Here is a 19,174-nt window from a genome sequence, read left to right on the forward strand (position 1 = left end):
CATGACCGCATCTTAATCCTAAAGGTACCTTTACTAGATGGTATCAGCCAAAACGCCCCGTCAAATAATCCGCCGTACGCGGGTCAGTAGGATTTTTGAAAAGCTGAGCGGTGGGCGCGTGCTCCACCAACTCACCTAGCAAGAAAAACGCGACGGAATCGGATATGCGCGCCGCCTGCTGCATATTGTGTGTAACGACCACGAGCGTGCAGGTCTCTTTGAGCTCGCAGGCCAGCTGCTCCACCACGAGCGTCGACACGGGGTCGAGCGCCGAGGTCGGCTCGTCCATCAGCAGAACATCGGGCCGCACGGCAAGTGCGCGGGCGATGCACAGGCGCTGCTGCTGTCCACCCGAAAGACCCAGGCCCGACTTTTTGAGCTTGTCCTTGACTTCGTCCCACAGGGCAGCGCGGCGCAGGGAGTCCTCGACCAGCTCATCCAGCACAGCGCGATCGCGCACACCCATACCGCGAGGACCGTAGGCGACGTTGTCGTAGATGCTCATGGGAAACGGGTTGGGGCGCTGGAACACCATGCCCACGCGCTGGCGAAGGCGGCAGATGTCGTAATCGCCCAGGATATCTTGTCCATCGAGCGCAATCTTGCCCTCGATGCGGCAGTCCTTGATTCCATCGTTCATGCGGTTAAAGCAACGCAGCAACGTCGACTTGCCGCAGCCCGAAGGACCGATAAACGAGGTAATCTGCTTGTCGCGGATCTTGATGGACACATCCTTAAGCGCGTGGTGATCGCCATAGAACAGGTCGAGGCCCTCGACATCGATGCGCGTCGGCGAGGTGGCAAGGTCCTCTGCCGTGGGGCGAGTCGCATCCCCAACTTCGCGCTCATGCGCGGCCTCGGCCTGCGCTTCCATTAGCTCCTCGAGCTCCGTGGGCCCCACAGCCGCAGCAGCCGTCATACCGCATACCTCCACATCGATGTCAAATCAGCAGTATCGATAGTAAAAATCGCAGCTCATATATGCGTGAGGGTATTGTCAAGTATTTGTAAGGACCTCCTCGATACGCGACGGGCAATCATATCGACCGTGCACACCCAAGCGTCCGCTCAGACACGAAGATAAACCGCACGCGCCAAACCCCAAGCGGCACAGCCGGTAAACGATATACTCTAGAGCCAAAAGAGACCATCCCGTCGAAAGCGAAATCAGTGAAGCATCTCGCCCCTCTTGTAAAGCGTTCCGCGCAGCTGGCCGTTGGCCTTGCCTGCGCCGTCGCCCTTGTCGCCGGCATTCCGTCCGTCGCCGGCGCCCAAGTGCTCACGACCGATAACATCTGCGGCAAAGCCGCCGATGCACGCGGCATTGCAGCCGAAGACCTGCCCGATATCGATGCCTCCAATGCGTTTGTCATGGGTAAAAACGGCACCGTCTATTATGCCCGTAGCGCCGACGAGCAAGTCAAAATCGCCTCGATCACCAAGGTCATGACTGCAATCCTCGCGGTCGAGAACTGCAAAATGGACGAGAAAATCACCGTGAGCAACGCGGCGGCAACCGTAGGCAACTCGACCGCGGGACTCCTCGAAGGCGACGAGTTCACCGTCGAGCAAGCGCTGCGCGGCCTGATGATCCCCTCGGGCAACGACGCCGCCATCGCGCTTGCCGAACACGTGGGCAAAAAACTTGACCCCAAGACCAAAGATGCCGTCGCTACGTTTGTAAAAGCCATGAACGAGCGGGCCAAGAAGCTCGGCTGCACGGGAACGCTCTTCGAGAACCCGCACGGGCTGGATTTTGACGAATGGGCCGGCGATATGCATTCAACCGCACACGATGTGGCATTGATGATGCAAGAGGCCATGAAGGACGACACGATTCGCGAAGTCATGGCGAGCAAAGATCCCTGGATCGAAGTGACGGGCGCCGACGGCTCCGATCATTCGCATTCCATGGATACGCACAATGTTTTATTGGGCCAAGACGGCAATATCGGCGGTAAGACCGGCACCACCGACGATGCCGGATACTGCTTTGCAAGCGCCTACAATCGCGATGGCGACGAGATCTATACCGTTGTCTTGAACTCCAGCACCACCGACCAGCGTTTTGCCGATACGGCCACACTTGCTAGTTGGTATTACGACCACAAGGTAACGGTCGAAATCGCCAATACGCAAAAGAAGACCGCCAACGGAAACCCGTTGATGGCACGTGTCAGTCAAACCGACTGGACAGACAAAACGATCGACGCCACGCTTGCCGACCCCACCGCGCAGGCAACGGTGTTCTCACTCGCCGGCGAAGTGACCGAAAAGGTTAGCTACGATGACCTTTCGGGCACGGTGCATGTTGGCGATAAGGTGGGCAGCGTTACGCTTAAGCAGGACGGCACCAAGATTGCCGTCATGGACCTGGTTGCCGACGAGGAAGGAACGGGGCCCAATCCCATCGAGTGGCTGCTCGTGAAGCTCGACCGCCTGGGCCGCCGCATCGACAACCGCCCGCTCACAGCCGAGAGCGAGACCGTAGCCAAGGCTCCTGAGGTGTAGGGCCAAAGCGATATCACATCGAACCAAATGAGGCGTCCAACGGGGCGCCTCATTTTTTGAGGGTTCGAATCCCCAGCTAACGTTCTCCATACCAAAAAGGGCCCCCTACGGAGCCCTTCTTCAAATTCGTACTGGCGGAGAGCTGGGGATTCGAACCCCAGTACAACAAGCCTTCTACCTGCGGAAACGCAGATTCCTACTGCCAACGATTGCCAACGTCCCCGCCGTCCATGGCGTCGACCGCCACCTTGAGGTCGTCGAGCTTCTGGCGCACGTAGTAGCGCATCGTGGTCTTGATGTCGGCGTGCCCCATGATGCGCGAGAGCTTCGAGACCTCCATGCCCTCGTTGACGCACGCCGTGGCGAAGCTGTGGCGCAGGCTCGCCATGGTGACGCGCGGCAGCGGCGTCCCGTCGGGGTAGCTCCCCGCGGTGAAGCGGCGCATGCGCTCGCCCGCGGTCACGGGGCTCAGCAGCCCGCCGCCAACGCCCTCGACGATCGGCCCCTCGCCGGGGCCCCATGCCGCCATGCGCTCCGCCGCGTAGGCGCGCAGCGGGATGGTGCGCCGCGCGTTGCGGTTCTTCGGGTCGGTCTCGTGGGCGCCGCCCAGGCCCTGCGTGTAGGTCCCGCGCACCGTCAGCTCGCGCCGCGCGAGGTCGACGTCCTCCCACCGCAGCGCCAGGACCTCGCCCTTGCGCAGCCCCTCGCACAGCCCGATCACGCAGATGCGCTCGACGCAGGACCCAGGCCGCGTCTCCCTCAGGTACCCGAGCAGCCGCTCATGGTCCCCGAAGGCGGTCAGCCACTCCCCTCCGCGCTCGGGGTCGGCGCCGCCCCCGGAGTACGTGTAGCGGAACGAGGCGGGGTTCACGGGCAGCATGCCCATCTCCACAGCGTAACCGAGCACCGAGGAGAGCGTCTCGCGGGCGTTGGTCGCCGTCTTGCGCGTGGGGCAGGCCGAGACCATGCGCTGTATGTTCAGCTTGTTTATCTGCTCGAGCTCCATGTTGCCGAGCGCGGGGAGGATGCGCCTCCTGAGGTCGCGCTCGTAGCCCTGCCGCGTGTTCGCGCGCAGCCCCGCCTTCTGGGGCCAGTACACCTCGTCGACGAACTCCGCCAGCGTGATGCGCGCCGTCACGCGCCCGCGCAGGCGCTCCTTCTCCATGAGCAGGCGGGTCTCCGCCTTGCGGGCGTGCCCCTTCGTCTGGCACGTCTCGACGCGCCTGTCGCGCGAGCCGTCCCACTTCACGCCGACCGTGACGTCGGCGACCCACTTGCCGCTCTTCAGCTTCTGGACCGACATGATGTACAATCACCTTGCCTTCCGTGTATTCGGTTGGTTTGACTCACGGCCTCGCACAGGGTTGCAGCCCGTATGCGCGGGGCCTATTTTTCGTCTGCCTAGGCCCTCTCGACCCCATCGGGCACCTTGACGCCCGGCCCGGCGATGAGCAGCTCCCTCCCCACCTTCGCGGACGCCGCGCTGTAGCCCACGTCGATGAGGTACCTGTCGAAGCCGCAGTAGATCTCGGAGATGAGCGGCACGTTGTCGTAGGTGACCATCCAGGGGAACCCGCAGCCGGTTATCTTCCCGGCGACCTCCCTGTGGTCGTCCTCGGTGTACGAGTTCTCGTACAGGCCCGGCCCCTTCACGACGTACGGCGGGTCGAAGTTGGCGAACAGCCCGTCCTCGCGCGCGAGGACGGACGAGATGAACTCGCAGGCATCCATGTTGTACAGGTCGATATCCGCCGAGCGGGCAGCGATCGCGCGCACCTTGTCGCAGAGCGGTCCCTTGTTGAAGCGCGCCGAGATGCCGAACTTCCCCTTCTGGGACATGCCTCCGATCGGGCCGCCGCGCAGTATGCCCGACCTATTCGCCCTGTTCAGGTAGAAGGCCGCCTTGCCGAGCTCGAGCGACGGGTCGCTGGAGGAAAGGTAGACCTCGCGCTGGGCCTTCCACTCGGGAATGCTGAGTTCCGCGCCGTCGATGAACGCGCACAGCTCGTCCGTGTGGTTCACTATCGCGTCCCACATGCTGTACACGGCAGGGTCGACGTCGTTCAGGATCACCCTGGAGACGCGCCCGAGCAGCAGCAGCTTCATGGCCAGGCCCGCGCCGCCGCAGTACGCCTCCGCGTAGGTGCAGCCCCCGAGGCCGCTCTCGGCGATGATGGAATCGACCAGTGGGAATATCTTCGACTTGCCGCCGGGGTACCTGATCGGCGTGTATGTCGTCGGCATCGGCGCACCTCCTCTCGCTGTGCAGCTCCTAGGTTACTCGCTGTCGGCCCTCTTGGCCATAGCCTCGACCCTTCTGATTATCCGCTCCACTTCAGACGCAAAACCAGCGGCGAACTCCTCGCATTCGCCCTGGTGCAGCTCCCTCCATTTAGCGAACCCGTCGGACCAGTTCTCTCCCAGCCCTCCCTTGGCCTTCTCATCCCTAAACCATTTTTTATCTGCGCGACGCCTGGCCTTTTTATCCGCGTAGTGCTCCTTATGAGACTCTTCAAAGGAACGGACGAACATCTGCCTGCTGTAGTGGTTTTCCGATTCCATAGAGGTCCAGAACTCCCCGTTGTCCGGCAGCTTTGACAAGGTGTCGTAGATTGCCGTCTCTGGATTCATGTCTCCAGTCGGCAGGATGCGCGTACGCGGGCTGTTCTTCACTTTCGAGCACGCGTCCCCAATCGCATCGCCATCGACAACGTACAGGACGTCCTTGAGGGACGGTATTTCTCGAATAGAAAGCTCAGCGAGCTCGCCGCAGCTGAGACCGGCCGGGATCACGTTGCATTTTGAGTAGACGCTGGCGGGTAGCACCTTCTTCAAGAACCATTTCGTCTCCTCGTCTTCACACAGGACTTCAACCTTCTTCTTCCGACGCCTCTTGGGCATCCTGACGGAAAGGTCGGCCTTTATATCAAGCTCTTCCGGGTGATCAATCTGCTCGATACCGGTATCGCGCCTCCGAAGGTAAACGACCTCGATATCATCCTTTTTCCCGCGTTTTGAAATCGCACGCTCAATCAGTTGGAAAGAGTGCGTCGTGAACACCACCTGGATTTCCAACTCCATCGCCTTCTCGAGCAACAGGTCGAACAGCGCCTCCTGAGATGCCGGAAACAGGGTTGCGTCCAGTTCGTCAATCAACAGCAGGCCGCCGCGATAGGAATCGCCGAGCGACGCCTTCGCCCTGCCAAACGAAAGAAGTGCAGCGAGGATCTGTCCGAGATTATCTTGTCCCGCCGAGTTCGCCAGGTAATCATAGCTTGAGGCATTGACCAGTATCGTCGCTTTCTTTGCGGTTGACGCAGTAAGCTCAACAGGCTCCAAGTCATCCTGGTTCCAGGCGAGAAACACCGAATTGTACCAACCGCTAAGCTCAGCGACCTCACTTTCGGTTAGCGTCGGCGTCGTCGATGCTGCGTTCGGTATCTCTCCGACCGGATATGTCCTGCGAAGCCCCAGATAGATGACGGGATAGTCGATATTCCCGTCTCCCTTTCCTCGCCGGGCACCGGTCACAAGGCGGATGGGCAGTTTATAGCCTTCCCTCTTATATGACTTGACCTGCACGTGCGAACCGCTTGGATACAAATTCTGGTCGCGCAGGTTTACGTAATAGACGTGCTCTCCGGGTATGTCATGATCCGGGGACAGCTTGAACATGTCCGTGAATTTCGCACGCATTCCCCTCCCGAACACGTCCTTCATCTCAGCCATTCCAAAAGGTTGCCCGAGCATTCCGAGAAGCGTCGACTTTCCTGTGCCATTCTGCCCAGATATGACCGTGACGTAGCGGCCGAGCTTTATCGTCATCGGCGTGAAGTTGCGAAATCTGTCGATCTCTATCGATTCAATTCCGAAATTCCTCGCAGGTTTTCTTCTAGCCATATCCTCTATCTCGTCTCTTCCGATTCCGCCGGACAACAGCTGAACGGTTAGTAGATTCTCTCGACCTCTTTGTTCAGGGCCTCGAGCAGGTCCCCCGCCGAGGGGTCGGCTCCGGGGCAAAGGGACTGCCAGGCGCCCGTCTCACCGACGGTGCCCGCACTTGTCATGACGAGGTCGTCGCCGCGCCTGCGAATGGAGACGTTGACAGAGCGCGTCTTATGAAACCCGCGGACGTCGAACTTGTTTATGCGTCCGTCGGAGAGGTAGCTGATCTTGACGCTGATACTGTCGCCGTACTGCTGCCATTCGAACCCGTGGGAGTCCCTCACCGTCTTTTCGTCCTGGTGGTAGATATGTGCCTCGACGACGTTCTTCGGAAGCTTTCCGGTCTTCGTGGGGGAGCAGAAGCTGATCCTCGGCTCCTCGCGGCCCATGCCGCGGTCAAACTTGAGCATGCACGGGCACATCGACTCGATGGTCCGCAGGGCGTCCGCCATGACCTTCTCCTCGTTGAACATGCCGGTGTCGACACCGTTCTCCTCCATGTAGGCGCGGTTCTTGCGCTGGAGCTCGAGTCGGGCCGCAGCCTCCTCCTCCGTGCGCCGCCCCCAGTCGTCGGAATCAAGAGCGTCTTGGCCGAAGACGGAATCGACGGGGCGCGGCTCCTCCTGCAGGGTCGGCGCAATGCCGCCTAGACGCCTCAGCTCCAAGCGCCTCATGATCAGGGTCACGAGGTCGAACAGCCAGCCGAAGCCGAAGAGCCCGAAGGTGAACAAATATAGGAGGAAGCTGCCCCACATCCGCGCGTACGCCCTGTGAGCTCCGGTCCATCCGAGGAAGAGGCACAGCGGGAGCGCCCGGTCCAGCTGGCGGAGCGAGGTCATCGACTGGACGAGCGTCCTGCTCGCCGTCGCGCGCGGGGCGGCGGGCGCGGCAGAGCGCGCCGCCGATGCGGACTTCCCCCTGCTCGGCTTGGCGATAGCGCGGGCCATATCGCCCACGCCGACCGTCGTCCTGCGGTACACGGCGTTGTAGGCGGCCTTTCTCGGGTTCTTGACCCAGCCCATGCCCTTCTTGCCGTAACCGGGAATTATCGCCCTCTTCACGGCGCGCTTCGCCCTGCCGGTCGTCCTCGCCTTGAACGAAGACTTCAGATTGGGTTTGCGCATTCCGATCTTAACCATATCCCTCTACTCCATCTCCGCCGGGGCCTGCCACCACACCACCGTGCCGACCACGCGCACGGGGCCGTCCTCCGGCCCGAAGACCATGTCCTCCTGCTCGGCGTGGCTGTCGGCCGTGAGCATCAGCGTGCTGCTCCCCCGGTACCAGCGGCGCATCACGGCCCGGTACGCCTCGGTCTCGACCACCGCGATGGAGCCGTTGCCCGGCTCGCGGTCCGGGTCGACCAGCACGTGGCTGCCCTCCGGTATGACGCGGTCCATGCAGTCCCCCTCGACCTCCAGCGCGAAGGCGCGCGGGTGGTTCTCGCACACCGAGGCGGGGACCTCGACGCGGTGCGCGACCTCCTCCTCGTCCGTCATGGCCCCGGCGTGGACGCGGCTGATGGTGAGCAGCGGGACGGTCGCGGAGGACGGGACCACGGGCATGGCGCCGTCGGGGAGGTCGGTTGGCTCATCATCTATGATTTCGCCCTTATTCAAACCGAAATGGTCAGCGATAGCTTGGACCGCGCCCATGCGTGGCACAGCTCGATCGTTCTCCCACTGAGATACTGCCATCGCCGAGACGCCAGCAATCTTGCCAAACTCCTCCTGAGTCAAGTCGCGAGCAACCCTGATGCGTCTTATGTTTGAACCGATGCTCATCTTGGGAACCTCTCAGTTGTTAAACTTTTTCTACATTATAAGAAAAAGTTTCTTTACATACACTATATGTTTGACTATAGTTCTAGACATCGAGAGGAGGTGCAGATGAAGTTAATCGAAGCGCGAAAGAAAGAGCGTTATACACAGCAGAACGTAGCTGATTACCTTGGCGTTTCTCGAATCACATATGCAAAGATGGAGAAAAACCCTGGTGACATCACGCTTGATGATGCTCGTCGGCTTGCCGCTCTTTTCAAGGTTGATGTGCGCGATATTTTTTCCCTTTGAGCAATAGTTAAACCTATAGTCAGCAAGGAGGAACCCATGAAGCAGGAGCTGCCAGCCGGATCCAAGGGCGCCATCAGCGAGCCGACCGTGTATGACGCCTTCGAGTCGTGCAAGAGCCTCAGGCGCAACTACGAGGCGCTCGACTTCAAGCTCGACCACCTGACCAAGGAGGTCATCCGCATCAAGCGCCGAGAGGGCGTGCCGAGATGGCCGTTCTTCGTCGGACTCGCCACGCCCATCTTGCTCACGGCAGCATGGAAATTGCTGCATCTACTGCTCGGCTGACGAGCGCGCCCATGGCCAAAAATCACCTCCCCTTACGGGAAGCCTAACACGCCAAAAGGAGGAACCCATGTCAGACCAGGAGCCCGCGTCGGGCATCCAGCCGGACGCATGGCCCGTCCCGCTCGACCTGCCGCTCTACGTGAGCGTTGAGCAGGCCGCCAAGCTCGCGGGGATAGCCCGCGACCGCATGTATGAGTACGTGAACAGCCGCGCCGACCCCATCCCGCAGATGAGGGCGGGCAAGGGCAGGACGCTCATAAGGACGTCCGCCATACCGGAGTACCTGAAGAGGAAGGAGAAGGCGTGATGGAGGTCGTCGTCCAGAGGAGGGGCCGCGCCTACGCCGCGCGCGGCGGCGTCCGCCCCGTCACGGTCCACATGAGGACCGTACCCGCGCTCATGGAGGGACAGCGCGAGCGGGTGCGCACCGCGGCGGGGTGCGCCGCGACGTTCGCGCTGATGCTGCTCGCCGGGCTGCTCGAGGGGTCGACATGGCCGAACTAGCGGCGGGCGGGGCGCAAAGCAAAACGGCAAGCGAAGCAACAAGCAAAACGACAAGCAAAACGCGAAACACGCGAACAAACAAAAGTGAGCACTAGTGAAGAACTGGGAGAAATGCGAGGCCGACGTCGACCTCATCCTCGGCAAGCACTTCAGCTCCGGCAGAAGCGGCCGCAAGGTGAAGTTCATCGGCATCCACTACGAGGCGGGCAACCTCACCATCGAGCAGCTCTTCAGCGTGTGGCAGAGCCGACAGGCCTCCGCGCACTACGGCGTCGAGGACGGCGGCCGCATCGGCCAGCTCGTGTGGGACCGCGATACCGCCTGGTCCCTCGGCGACTAGGACGCTAACTGCAAGTCCATCAACATCGAGCACGCGAACCGTCCTGACGGGACCATCTCCGAGGCGTGCCTCGACAACGGCGCCCACCTCGTGGCGGCCCTGTGCAAGTCCTACGGCCTGGGACGACCACAGTGGAGCGTGAACGTGTTCCCGCACAGGCACTTCTCGGCGACCTCCTGCCCCGGCCAGATCTACGGCTCGCAGAAGGACGCCTACATCAAGCGCGCCCAGTACTGGTACGACAAGATGTGCGACGGCAGCCCCGCGGCCCCGCCCTCCTCGGACCCGTCCCCCAGCGCGCCCTCCGGCACCATCGACAGCCTCGCGCGCCGAGTGATCGCGGGAGAGTTCGGCAACGGCGAGGCGCGCAAGAAGGCGCTCGGCTCGAACTACGCAGCCGTGCAGGCGCGCGTTAACCAGCTGCTCGGCGTCTCCTCGAAGCAGGCGCCCAAGCCCGCCGTCGACATCGACGCCCTCGCCCGCGCGGTCATCCGCGGCGAGTACGGCAACGGCGCGGAGCGCAAGCGCCGACTCGGCTCGAACTACGCAGTCGTTCAGGCGCGCGTGAACAAGATCCTGCTCGGCTAGGGCGGGCAGGTACGGCCACCGGCAAACACGAAGCGCCCCTCTGCCGCCGAGATACGGTGGAGGGGCGCTTCGTGTTTCCGGGCGGTCTGGCCCGATTGCCAAAATCTTGCCATTCTTGCCAAAATTTGCCAAAAATACAGGGCGTTTCAGGGCAGTTCAGTAAAATGAAAACGTCCCCTGAGCTGCGAGAACTCAGGGGACGCATCAATTCGACTGGCGGAGAGCTGGGGATTCGAACCCCAGATGCCCTTTTGGGGCATACTCGCTTAGCAGGCGAGCACCTTCGGCCTCTCGGTCAGCTCTCCGTAACAGCCGTTCCATAGTAACCAAACACTCGAATCCGGGCAAGGGGAAATTTTGATAATTGGCCGGCCGGCTTTCCTCCCCCATAAATCAAACCCCTATCCCAACGACCGGCTGAGGGATCCGAGCTCATCGTTTCCCATCGTGCGCCACATTTGGAAGATGCAGACGCGTGCCAGGAAAAAGAAACCGTTATCGACCAGCTGCACAGCAGCGTCTGCCAGCTGGTTGGACACGGCAGGCACCGGCGGCAGTTCGAGCCCGGCCTTACTGATGGTCTCAACCGCTTCCTCGAACGTCGGTGGCTCATTGACACCCATCTCGTTCATAAGGCCCTGCATTTCCTCCAGTGCGTTGCTACCCGACTCCTCGCCGCGCGGTACCAAGCGGTAGCACGCCAACGCCAGCTCGAGCTGATCGCAGTTCCAGTAGGCAAACGCTAGGCGATAGAACAGGTAGCCGATTGCGGAACGGTCACTGGCAATGCGCAGGCCGTGGCGCGCCACCTCAATGACCTCGTCATAGCGCTCCAGACGCGCCAGCACGTTGATGAGTGCAAAGTGTGATTGCATGGATGAGCGCGCCAGATCGTAAAGATGACGCACCTCGGGCAATGCCCGCTCAAAATCCTCCTGATCGGCGTAAAAGCTGCAAATCTCATGCTGGGCAAAGTACAGCGCATCGGGAGCGCGCAAAATACGAACGGAGCGGTCTTCCTCCATTACCGGCAGCACCATACGCACCAGTTGGTTGTCGCAGAACAGCGTCTGGACCGGTCCTGTCGCCAAAAGCTCGGCAACGGCGCACTTGGCCTCCAGCTCCTCAACAAGACGGGAAAAGCCCTCAAACGCACCCGCGCGGTCGACTTTTGCCCGCTCGCGCAACTCAGCGACGCGCGCCACATACGGGTCATCGCCCTCCTCCATAACCTCAAGCTCATCAGCCGTATCGGCAAGCAGCAGGTCGCGCAACGCCGGCGGCAGCGAACGGTGGTCGTCACGCGGGCGAGCATGAACCTCAGCGGGCTCAATCGCATCCGGCGCGTCCGACTCATATGCCTCAAGCATGCGCTTGCACGGCATATCATCCATATCCATGCTTTCAAAATTCTTAGCGGCGGGAACGCAATTGGCCAGATAGGCCGCACGCCCAAAGGAATATGTTGCAATGATGCGCTCGCCCTGCTCGCCATCGGGAGCCGAAATCTGAACGTAGCAGCGCGTAATGCTGGCACCGGCAGCAAAACAAGCCGCTGCTAGCGTGAGCGCCACGCGCGCATCGTGCTCGGTGGCCCAAATCGCACGTACGTCCTCGTCCAACTCACGCCAGACGTCATCCTGGGCGTCGTATTCACGTTGAGGCATGGCATCCACGACCGAGCGCCCAAACCGAACGAGCATAATCCCCTCGGCAACGTTTGCCCGATAGGTATAGTCAAGCCGCGTGACAACGTTGAGGGCTTCGACCGCGCGCGCAAAACGGGTGCGCACGTCCCACTCACCGCCTGGCTGGCAAGCTACCGTACCCGGTTTGCCCCACGGGTTGTCACTCGAGGCCGTATCGAGCAGTCGGGGAACATCGTTGGTCGTCTTGGCGATATGCCACGCGTCAAAGAGCGCGCAGCCCTCAAGGCTCGGCGAGGATGCCGCAGGGGCCAATCCGGCCCCGATGCGCTCAAGGATGCCGGAGAGGCGGTTAAGACGACACTCGATAGCAAGCAGCATGTCAATCTCGTCCTGGTCCAGCAGGCTACGATCAAAATTGAGATAGAACAGCTTTGAGCGGTCGATACGCGCTAGGCCCATCTCGGACTTGGCAGCGATGGTGCGCAGTCGGGGCAAATCGACCTCGCTCATAAGGGCGGCGGCATAACGCTCGATACCGCTCGGATTATCGGCATGGTCAACGCGGTAGAGCAGCGTCTCGATAGCATCGGGGAGCGGTGCCGTGTTAAAGCCCAAAAACACCTCGACCGGCTCGGGCAACTTTACGAGTTTGATCTTGTTGGCGGTGTTTTTTATACCCTCATCGAGCTCGTCGGCAGGTACCGTGTTCGCAAGGGCGTTTTTGGGGTCGGCAAATATCACGTAGCGCAAGAACATCGAGGCCATAAACTCGCCATAAGGGAGAGCACGGCTCGAATTCCATGTCTCGTGGTCGGACTGCTCACGCATGGGCCCTTCGGGAGAGCCGGCCGTTCGCGCGCAAGCGCGCATTGCACCGTTGGCTCCCCGCACCAAAATCTCGCCAACACTGGAATCGGACTCGTCAAGGACCAATTTCATGTCGGGGCTCTTGGGCAATGGCACTTTCTGAACAGGGCCGTCAACCTTATAGACCTCACCTGACACGCTCACGTAGCCCAAAAGCGATATGTGGCTTTTGCCTACGAATTCGACGACGTAGCAAGACTCTTTAGGATCCTCGCCAAAAACTTTCCAGACAACACCATACGAGCGCCCCGCGGGTTGCTCTGGCATCGATGGAAAACGCTTTTTGGGGTCGAGAAACCTGAGCTTGTATGTCGGACGCTCTGCCACGAAATATCACCCTGATCGGTCGTATAGCGAAGGAGTGGTCGCGGACGGACCGCGACATCTACTCGGAATCTTACACGAGTCGATAAGAAATAGTCTCCCGCGGGCGGAGGCGCACGATTCCAGTCGAACGTCTGGGGTCGAATGGCGGCGTAAAAGAAAAGCCCCCGTTGCCGGAGGCTTCAAGTTCGATTGGTGCGGCGTATAGGATTCCGCGCATCCGCTTCGCGGATCCGCACCGGCTTCGCCCGCCTGCCGGCGCGCTCGCCCGCTCGCTAAAAACGCTCCGCGTTTTCTTTACGCTCGCGCCTCGACCGAGGTTCGAATCCATGCATGGCTTCCAAAAAAGAAAAGCCCCCGTTGCCGGGAGCTTAAAAGTCAATTGGTGCGGCGTATAGGATTCGAACCTATGACGTTCTGATTCGTAGTCAGACCCTCTATCCAGCTGAGGTAACGCCGCAACGCACGGATTATTATGCACGCGAGGCCCCGACGGGTCAAGCGACAATTTGAAAAAATTTTACGATGTGGTGATTATGCTGCTCGCGCCTCGACCGAGGTTCGAATCCGTGCATGGCTTCCAAAAAAGAAAAGCCCCCGTTGCCGGAGGCTTCAAGTTCGATTGGTGCGGCGTATAGGATTCCGCGCATCCGCTTCGCGGATCCGCACCGGCTTCGCCCGCCTGCCGGCGCGCTCGCCCGCTCGCTAAAAACGCTCCGCGTTTTCTTTACGCTCGCGCCTCGACCGAGGTTCGAATCCGTGCATGGCTTCCAAAAAAGAAAAGCCCCCGTTGCCGGGAGCTTTAAAGTCAATTGGTGCGGCGTATAGGATTCCGCGCATCCGCTTCGCGGATCCGCACCGGCTTCGCCCGCCTGCCGGCGCGCTCGCCCGCTCGCTAAAAACGCTTCGCGTTTTCTTTACGCTCGCGCCTCGACCGAGGTTCGAATCCGTGCATGGCTTCCAAAAAAGAAAAGCCCCCGTTGCCGGAGGCTTCAAGTTCGATTGGTGCGGCGTATAGGATTCGAACCTATGACGTTCTGATTCGTAGTCAGACCCTCTATCCAGCTGAGGTAACGCCGCAGCGCAAGACATATGAAACCATTTTAGTTAATTGGAGTCAAGCACAATCTTGATTTTTTTCTAGACCATTTTCCTCATGCAGCTCCGCATGTATCACCGTTTCCCATACGATCGATCGGCTTTTCAACCACATCGAACCCAACACCGAGTTCCCTCGATAGCGAGCGCACCCGCTGGGCGCAATCATACTCGGCAAACGAGATACTCAGCATGCGTGCCACCTGGTTAGAAGTCCCGACTCCATAGAACCGTTCGAGTGTTGCAAGCCCTTCGTGCGTCACAAAGGTCTCAACTACATGTGGCGACTCCTCAAAGCACCATTGGGTCAACGGACCCTCACTCGTTTGCCTCACCACCAAGCCACCCATACCCGATGGCTCACACGTAACTAGCAGGTGCTCCCCACCTTCATCGCTCTCAAACAAAACTACCCGCTCATCAAACAGGTCCATCACATCCCCCTTCTCTTGCTTGTATCTAGTGAAAGCATAGCAGGTAGACGAGCGTATACAGAACATTTGTTCGTGTTTTTTGTATTGAGCTGTCCGCACGACATGGTAAGGCTCCGCGCACAAAAAAGGCGCCCCGGATAGGGGCGCCCCCGCAAATCGCTTATGCAGCAAACCTACGCGACCGGCTCGATCTTCTCGAGGCCGCCCATGTAAGGACGCAGAACCTCGGGGATCGTAATGGTACCGTCGGCGTTCTGGTAGTTCTCCAGAATGGCGGCCATAGTGCGGCCAGCCGGCAGACCGGAACCGTTAAGGGTGTGCAGGTAGCGCGAGCCCTTGAAGTTCTCGGGATCGCGATACTTGATGTTGGCGCGGCGGGCCTGGAAGTCGCCGCAGTTGGAGCAGGAGCTAATCTCCTTGTAGGCGTTGTAGCTCGGCAGCCAGACCTCGATGTCGTAGGTCTGACGGGCAGAGAAGCCCAAGTCGCCGGTGCACAGGCTAATCACGCGATACGGAAGACCCAGCTGCTGAAGCAGGAACTCGGCCTCGGCGGTCATGCTCTCGAGCTCCTCGTCGGACTCCTCCGGCTTGGCAAACTTGACCATCTCGACCTTGTCGAACTCGTGCTGGCGGATGATGCCGCGGGTGTCGCGACCAGCAGAGCCGGCCTCCTCGCGGAAGCAGGGGGTGAAGGCGGTGTAGCGGCGCGGCAGGGTGTCGGCATCGAGAACCTCGCCGGCGTGCAGGTTGGTAAGCACGACCTCGGCGGTGGGGATCAGGAAGTTATCGCCCGAGACATGATAGGCGTCGTCCTCGAACTTGGGCAGCTGGCCCGTGCCAAACATGGTCTGGCGCTTGACGACGATGGGCGGCCACCACTCCTTAAAACCACGGCTGGTGTGCGTATCGAGGAAGAAGTTGATGAGGGCGCGCTCCAGACGGGCGCCGGCGCCACCGAGAACGGTGAAGCGGCTACCGGAGAGCTTGTTGCCGCGCTCGAAGTCGAGGATGTCGAGGTCGGTGCCCAGATCCCAGTGCGGTTTAAAGTCGAAGTCGAACTCACGCGGGGTGCCCCAACGACGGCGCTCGATGTTCTCGTCCTCGTCCTTGCCGTACGGGGTGGCCTCGCAGGGAATGTTGGGCAGGTGAGCCATAAAGTCGTACTGCTCCTGCTCGAGAACGGTGCGGCGCTCGGCCAGACCGTCGATCTTCTCGTTGACGGCGCGCACGGCCTCCTTGGCGGCCTCGGCCTCGTCCTTCTTGCCCTCCTTCATCAGGGCGCCGATCTTCTTGGACTCGGCATTACGCGTGGCCTGGAGCTCCTCGACCTCGGTGATGACGGCACGACGCTCATCGTCGAGCTCAAAGAACTTCTCGCGATCCCAAGACGTCTGGCGGTTAGCCATGGCGGTATCGATGGCATCGGGGTTCTCGCGAACAAACTTGATATCAAGCATTAGATCCTCCGGCGATATACATTCCATTTAGGTTGCAACCTTGTACATGTATGGGCAAGTATATACTTATGAGCGTTTACGACCCAACTCAACTACGCAAGAAGGCACCCAATGGACGCAGTTTTTTCCTTTTTGTTTGGCACCCGCACCGGTTTTGCCATCCTTTTCGCCGGCGGCATCCTGCTGTTTGCGATTCTTGCCTTTGTAATGGAGAAGCGCACCCATAAGCTCTACGTCGACCGCGGGCCCAAATCCGAAGAAGATCAAGACAGCTTCTGGGACTAACCTGCCATTTAGGGACAGGTTTATTTTGGTCGGTTTTATCTGGGCAAACGCAAGCGCCCCGCAACCGGTATCAACCCGGTTGCGGGGTGCTTTTCGCTATAGAGATAAAACCGCAGGAAAAACCTGCCAAAATAAACCTGTCCCTAAATGGCAGGTTTACTGAAGGGTGGCGTCGATGGCCTTGACCAGGGCGCTGCGCATGCCGGCGTCCTCGAGCGCGACGACGCCCTTGATGGTTGCGCCGCCGGGCGAGCACACGGCATCCTTCATCGCCGCAGGATGCTGACCAGTTGCAAGCTGCAGTTTCGCCGTACCCAGAACCATCTGGCTCACAATGCGATAGGCGTCGGCGCGCGGAATGCCGTGCTTGACGGCCGCGTCGCCCAGGGCCTCAATCGCCATGGCAACAAATGCCGGGGCGCAACCGCCCACGGTACCGCCCACAAACAGCAAGCTCGTATCGAGCTCAACGACAGTGCCAAGCTTTCCGAGCAGATCGAGCACCACGGCACGCTGCTCGCCGTTGAGCGTAGAGGACTTCTCGCAGGCGATGACGCCCTCGCCCACCGAAACCGGTGTATTGGGGACCGTCGAGATGTGCGCGACACCCGGCAGGACCTGCTCCCACTTGGCGCTGTCCCAAGTCCAGGCGACCGAAAGGACGACCTTATCGGCAAGAGCATCCTTGAGCGGAGCGAAGACCTTCTCGATCATGTACGGCTTGACCGCAGCAACCACGATATCGGATACAGCGACAACCTCCGCCGCATCACGACACGCAAGCATCCCACGCGCCTCACAGCGCTCAACCAGGGCATCGTAGCGGCCCGCGCAGGCACACATGTCGCTCGCAGCCACACCGGCGGCAATCCAGCCATCGGCCATAGCGCTCGCCATATTGCCAAAACCGACAAATCCAATCTTCATATCTCATAGTCCTCTCAGACAGGTTCTTCAAATCGAGAGCTATTGTCCCACGGCATTGGTTCGTGTTGCCGACCTATTTGTGATACGGCTCACCACGGCTAATCTTGCAGGCGCGGTAGACCTGCTCCAGCAGCACCACGCGCGCCAAGTTATGCGGCAAGGTAATGCGTCCAAAGCTGAGCATTTCGTCAGCTCGTGAGCGAACATCGTCGCTCACGCCGTCCGATCCGCCAATCACAAAGGCGATGTCGCTGTTGCCTCGCAACATAAGATCATCGAGCCGCGCCGAGAGTTCCTCACTCGAGCGCTCTTTGCCCTCAATGGCCAGCAGGATCACATGCGCTCGGGGCGGCAGGGCTGCAAGAATCGCCGCTCCCTCCTTGTCGCGCGCGGCATCCACGCCGCCCGCCTTGGCCGGGTCGATATCGGCCACCTCGCGCATATCCACCTTGGCATAGGCGCCCAGGCGCTTGGTGTACTCGGCGCAGGCATCCTTCCAAAAACGCTCTTTGAGCTTACCGACGCATACAACGGTGCACTTCACGCGCGCCTACTCCTTCGAATCGTTTTGAACTTTGCCGGCGGTCAGCATCTGCTCGAACATAGAGGCCGACTGCGAAAAGTCGCTCGGCAGCACGACCGTCGATGTTTTACCCGTGCGAGCGAACTCCGTCATCATCTCGGACCATTGCGTAAACATGAACAGCTGGTTGGCCTCATCGTTGCCGACGCCCGTCTCCTGGATAATCTCGAGCGAATCCTTGATACCCAGCGCGATGGCCTTGCGCTGGTTGGCGATGCCTTCGCCCGCCTTTTCCATTGCCTCGGCCTCGGCGGTCGCCTCGGTAACGCGCTTGATGCGGTCGGCCTCAGCGAGCTCCTGTGCAGCAGCGCGCTTACGCTGGGCGGCGTTGATGTCATTCATAGAGTTCTCGACCTCGGTCGGCAGCGCGATCTTGGTGATGAGCGTCGACACGAGGGTAAAGCCGTAGGCGGCCATCTGCTCGGATACGGTGGCGTTGACGTCCTTGGCGATGTCATCCTTCTTGGCAAAGACCTCATCAAGGGTATAGACAGGGATGGAAGAGCGCAGGGCATCGGTAATGAAGTCGCGCATCTGGTCGACGGGCTCCTGCAGCATGTAGTAGCTCTTGTAGATGCCCGAATCTGCCGGGCCGGCTCCCATGTCATAGCTCACGTGGTACTGAGCAGAGACCTCAAGGCCGATAGTCACGTTATCCTGGGTCTTAACGTCGATCCCAAAACCGTTTTTCATGGTGCGCAGACTCACCGTGGCGGCCTTGCGGTCGATCACGGGCACCTTCATGTGGAAACCCGCGTTGACGATGCGGTTAAACTTGCCCAGGCGCTCGATGATCACAGCATGCTGCTGTTCAACGACATAGCAGGCGTTGGGAAGCAGTAGCAACAAAATGATGATGGGAAGTAGAAGGCTCGTAAGGGCAGCGATAATACCGGATAACAGCATGGTCTCTCCTCCGATGGGCACACGTTGGCACTAGGATACCCGCACAAAGCAGCCATGTGACACCATCAGGAGGCCCATAACAAAAAAGCTCCCATTGCTGGGAGCTCTTTCAATCAATGGTGCGGGCGAAAGGACGTCCGCGTATCCGCTGCGCGGATCCGCACCGGCTTCGCCCGCCCGCCGGCGGACTCGCCAGCTCGCTAAAAACGCTCCGCGTTTTCTTGACGCTCGCTCCTTCGCAGGTTCAAGTCCCTGCGATGGGCCCATAACAAAAAAGCTCCCATTGCTGGGAGCTCTTTCAATCAATGGTGCGGGCGAAAGGACTTGAACCTTCATGGGGTTGCCCCCATACGGACCTGAACCGTACGCGTCTGCCAATTCCGCCACGCCCGCGTGCAG

The 19,174-nt window shown here is 60.2% G+C and carries 19 protein-coding genes, 4 tRNA genes and 1 pseudogene; 8 read left to right on the forward strand and 16 right to left on the reverse strand.

Annotated features, from left to right (window positions below):
* Nucleotides 1-43 precede the first annotated feature (43 nt).
* A complete protein-coding gene (gene pstB, locus ACTNB2_RS04960; protein ID WP_441042480.1) occupies nt 44-919 on the reverse strand; it encodes a phosphate ABC transporter ATP-binding protein PstB in 876 nt (291 codons plus the stop codon).
* Nucleotides 920-1,170: 251 nt separating this feature from the next.
* Here pstB and ACTNB2_RS04965 point away from each other — a divergent pair, with 251 nt between their 5' ends.
* Nucleotides 1,171-2,511, forward strand: a complete 1,341-nt coding sequence (locus ACTNB2_RS04965; RefSeq protein WP_441042479.1) for a D-alanyl-D-alanine carboxypeptidase family protein — start codon at nt 1,171-1,173, stop codon at nt 2,509-2,511.
* Between the two features lie 196 nt (nt 2,512-2,707).
* Here the strand turns inward: ACTNB2_RS04965 and ACTNB2_RS04970 are convergent, their stop codons facing one another.
* The 5 genes from ACTNB2_RS04970 to ACTNB2_RS04990 all read right to left on the reverse strand — a co-directional run bounded on the left by ACTNB2_RS04970 (nt 2,708) and on the right by ACTNB2_RS04990 (nt 8,240).
* A complete protein-coding gene (locus ACTNB2_RS04970) occupies nt 2,708-3,814 on the reverse strand; it encodes a tyrosine-type recombinase/integrase (protein ID WP_441042478.1) in 1,107 nt (368 codons plus the stop codon).
* 98 nt (nt 3,815-3,912) lie between these two features.
* The gene (locus ACTNB2_RS04975; RefSeq protein ID WP_441042477.1) at nt 3,913-4,755 is read right to left on the reverse strand and encodes a DNA adenine methylase; all 843 of its coding nucleotides are present in this window, start codon (nt 4,753-4,755) and stop codon (nt 3,913-3,915) included.
* 33 nt (nt 4,756-4,788) lie between these two features.
* On the reverse strand, nt 4,789-6,447 hold the full coding sequence (locus tag ACTNB2_RS04980; protein WP_441044831.1) for an AAA family ATPase: 1,659 nt from the start codon (nt 6,445-6,447) through the stop codon (nt 4,789-4,791).
* Nucleotides 6,448-6,458: 11 nt separating this feature from the next.
* On the reverse strand, nt 6,459-7,595 hold the full coding sequence (locus ACTNB2_RS04985) for a TM2 domain-containing protein (protein ID WP_441042475.1): 1,137 nt from the start codon (nt 7,593-7,595) through the stop codon (nt 6,459-6,461).
* Nucleotides 7,596-7,601: 6 nt separating this feature from the next.
* Nucleotides 7,602-8,240 (reverse strand): LexA family protein, encoded by a 639-nt coding sequence (locus ACTNB2_RS04990; RefSeq protein WP_441042474.1) that lies wholly within the window; start codon nt 8,238-8,240, stop codon nt 7,602-7,604.
* 105 nt (nt 8,241-8,345) lie between these two features.
* Here ACTNB2_RS04990 and ACTNB2_RS04995 point away from each other — a divergent pair, with 105 nt between their 5' ends.
* From ACTNB2_RS04995 to ACTNB2_RS05020, 6 genes and pseudogenes are all read left to right on the forward strand, one after another.
* Nucleotides 8,346-8,528, forward strand: a complete 183-nt coding sequence (locus ACTNB2_RS04995; RefSeq protein WP_441042473.1) for a helix-turn-helix transcriptional regulator — start codon at nt 8,346-8,348, stop codon at nt 8,526-8,528.
* A 36-nt stretch (nt 8,529-8,564) separates the two neighbouring features.
* On the forward strand, nt 8,565-8,813 hold the full coding sequence (locus tag ACTNB2_RS05000; RefSeq protein WP_441042472.1) for a hypothetical protein: 249 nt from the start codon (nt 8,565-8,567) through the stop codon (nt 8,811-8,813).
* A 67-nt stretch (nt 8,814-8,880) separates the two neighbouring features.
* Nucleotides 8,881-9,120 (forward strand): helix-turn-helix domain-containing protein, encoded by a 240-nt coding sequence (locus ACTNB2_RS05005; protein WP_441042471.1) that lies wholly within the window; start codon nt 8,881-8,883, stop codon nt 9,118-9,120.
* Nucleotides 9,120-9,317 carry a hypothetical protein gene (locus ACTNB2_RS05010; RefSeq protein WP_441042470.1) on the forward strand — a complete coding sequence of 66 codons (198 nt, stop codon included), beginning with the start codon at nt 9,120-9,122 and terminating at the stop codon, nt 9,315-9,317. The genes ACTNB2_RS05005 and ACTNB2_RS05010 overlap by 1 nt, the downstream gene beginning before the upstream one ends.
* Nucleotides 9,318-9,492: 175 nt before the next feature.
* Nucleotides 9,493-9,834: pseudogene (locus tag ACTNB2_RS05015) on the forward strand (peptidoglycan recognition protein family protein); the annotation flags it as partial.
* 69 nt (nt 9,835-9,903) lie between these two features.
* A complete protein-coding gene (locus tag ACTNB2_RS05020; RefSeq protein WP_441042488.1) occupies nt 9,904-10,245 on the forward strand; it encodes a hypothetical protein in 342 nt (113 codons plus the stop codon).
* 214 nt (nt 10,246-10,459) lie between these two features.
* On the opposite strand, the gene ACTNB2_RS05025 is transcribed toward ACTNB2_RS05020, so the two are convergent.
* The 6 genes from ACTNB2_RS05025 to serS form a co-directional block, all read right to left on the reverse strand.
* Nucleotides 10,460-10,550, reverse strand: a tRNA-Ser gene (locus ACTNB2_RS05025).
* Between the two features lie 96 nt (nt 10,551-10,646).
* On the reverse strand, nt 10,647-12,833 hold the full coding sequence (locus ACTNB2_RS05030) for a tetratricopeptide repeat protein (RefSeq protein ID WP_441042469.1): 2,187 nt from the start codon (nt 12,831-12,833) through the stop codon (nt 10,647-10,649).
* Between the two features lie 635 nt (nt 12,834-13,468).
* Nucleotides 13,469-13,545: transfer RNA gene (locus tag ACTNB2_RS05035), tRNA-Arg, on the reverse strand.
* A gap of 543 nt (nt 13,546-14,088) precedes the next feature.
* Nucleotides 14,089-14,165: transfer RNA gene (locus tag ACTNB2_RS05040), tRNA-Arg, on the reverse strand.
* A 74-nt stretch (nt 14,166-14,239) separates the two neighbouring features.
* On the reverse strand, nt 14,240-14,617 hold the full coding sequence (locus tag ACTNB2_RS05045; RefSeq protein ID WP_441042467.1) for a hypothetical protein: 378 nt from the start codon (nt 14,615-14,617) through the stop codon (nt 14,240-14,242).
* Between the two features lie 173 nt (nt 14,618-14,790).
* Entirely contained in the window at nt 14,791-16,074 is a 1,284-nt protein-coding gene (gene serS, locus ACTNB2_RS05050) for a serine--tRNA ligase (RefSeq protein WP_441044830.1), read from the reverse strand.
* A gap of 111 nt (nt 16,075-16,185) precedes the next feature.
* Here serS and ACTNB2_RS05055 point away from each other — a divergent pair, with 111 nt between their 5' ends.
* Complete coding sequence (locus ACTNB2_RS05055; protein ID WP_195838594.1) at nt 16,186-16,359, forward strand: DUF6724 family protein; 174 nt, start codon at nt 16,186-16,188, stop codon at nt 16,357-16,359.
* A 156-nt stretch (nt 16,360-16,515) separates the two neighbouring features.
* On the opposite strand, the gene proC is transcribed toward ACTNB2_RS05055, so the two are convergent.
* The 4 genes from proC to ACTNB2_RS05075 form a co-directional block, all read right to left on the reverse strand.
* On the reverse strand, nt 16,516-17,286 hold the full coding sequence (gene proC / locus ACTNB2_RS05060; RefSeq protein ID WP_441044829.1) for a pyrroline-5-carboxylate reductase: 771 nt from the start codon (nt 17,284-17,286) through the stop codon (nt 16,516-16,518).
* 73 nt (nt 17,287-17,359) lie between these two features.
* Nucleotides 17,360-17,830 (reverse strand): 23S rRNA (pseudouridine(1915)-N(3))-methyltransferase RlmH, encoded by a 471-nt coding sequence (gene rlmH / locus ACTNB2_RS05065; protein ID WP_370450649.1) that lies wholly within the window; start codon nt 17,828-17,830, stop codon nt 17,360-17,362.
* A gap of 6 nt (nt 17,831-17,836) precedes the next feature.
* Complete coding sequence (locus ACTNB2_RS05070) at nt 17,837-18,775, reverse strand: SPFH domain-containing protein (protein WP_117848150.1); 939 nt, start codon at nt 18,773-18,775, stop codon at nt 17,837-17,839.
* 306 nt (nt 18,776-19,081) lie between these two features.
* A tRNA-Leu gene (locus tag ACTNB2_RS05075) sits at nt 19,082-19,168 on the reverse strand.
* Nucleotides 19,169-19,174: the final 6 nt, after the last annotated feature.

The organism is Collinsella sp. HCP28S3_G2 (assembly GCF_052065125.1).
GTDB lineage: Bacteria > Actinomycetota > Coriobacteriia > Coriobacteriales > Coriobacteriaceae > Collinsella.